Source organism: Pseudomonas reidholzensis (assembly GCF_900536025.1).
GTDB lineage: Bacteria > Pseudomonadota > Gammaproteobacteria > Pseudomonadales > Pseudomonadaceae > Aquipseudomonas > Aquipseudomonas reidholzensis.
Genome location: NZ_UNOZ01000042.1, coordinates 1 through 1,224 on the forward strand (window position 1 = coordinate 1; position 1,224 = coordinate 1,224).

Below are 1,224 nucleotides of genomic sequence, written 5' to 3' on the forward strand. Positions count from 1 at the left end.
ATGTGAACATCGTCGATGATGTGCCCAAGGCCGAGCACGACAGCAACCCGGTCACGGCGACCGAGCAGCATGTCGAACTCACCGGCAACGTCCTCACCAACGACCAGCAGGGCGCCGACCGCGTGACCGGCGGGCCGGTGATCGCCGGCACGTTCGTCGGCACCTACGGCACCTTGGTGCTGGCGGCCAATGGCACTTACACCTACACCCTCAACCCTGCCGACCCGGACTTCACCGGGTTGAAAGGCGGTGGCAACGGTGTTGAACACTTCACCTACACGATCAGGGATGCCGACGGCGACACCAGCAGCGCGACCCTGACCCTGAATATCAGTAACCTCAACGACCCGGTGACCCTGGGCGGGCTCGAGACCAATGGCGGCGAGCTGACGGTCTACGAGAAACACCTGATCGATGGCAGCGCGCCGAACGCAGGTGCCCTGACCCAGGGCGGCACGTTCAGCGTATCTGCGCCTGATGGCCTGCAAAGCCTGAGTGTCGGCGGCATCAATGTGGTGACCGGCGGAGTGGTGACCGGCGTCGGCCAGTCGGTCACCACCCCACTGGGTAACACCCTGACCATCACCGGCTACAACCCCGCCACCGGCGTGGTGAGTTACAGCTACACCTTGGTCGACAATGAAACCCACGCCAACGCAGACGGCACCAACAGCCTGCACGAGAGCTTCACGGTCACCGCCCAGGACAGCGACGGCAGCAGCACCTCGGGCAGCCTCGATGTGAACATCGTCGATGACGTGCCCAAGGCCGAGCACGACAGCAACCCGGTTACAGCCACTGAGCAGCATGTCGAACTCACCGGCAACGTCCTCACCAACGACCAGCAGGGCGCCGACCGCGTGACCGGCGGGCCGGTGATCGCCGGCACGTTCGTCGGCACCTACGGCACCTTGGTGCTGGCGGCCAATGGCACTTACACCTACACCCTCAACCCTGCCGACCCGGACTTCACCGGGTTGAAAGGCGGCGGCAACGGTGTTGAACACTTCACCTACACGATCAAGGACGCCGACGGCGACACCAGCAGCGCGACCCTGACCTTGAATATCAGCAACCTCAACGACCCGGTGACCCTGGGCGGGTTGGAGACCAGTGGCGGCGAGCTGACCGTCTACGAGAAAAACCTGATCGATGGCAGCGCGCCCAATGACAACGCCCTGAGCCCAAGCGGTACCTTCACCGTGACCGCCCCGGATGGCCTGC

The 1,224-nt window shown here is 64.2% G+C and carries 1 protein-coding gene; it reads left to right on the top strand.

Annotation, left to right across the window (positions count from 1 at the left end; genetic code table 11):
- On the top strand, positions 1 to 1,224 hold a 1,224-nt coding region (locus CCOS865_RS27905; RefSeq protein ID WP_244216184.1), incomplete at both ends, for an Ig-like domain-containing protein.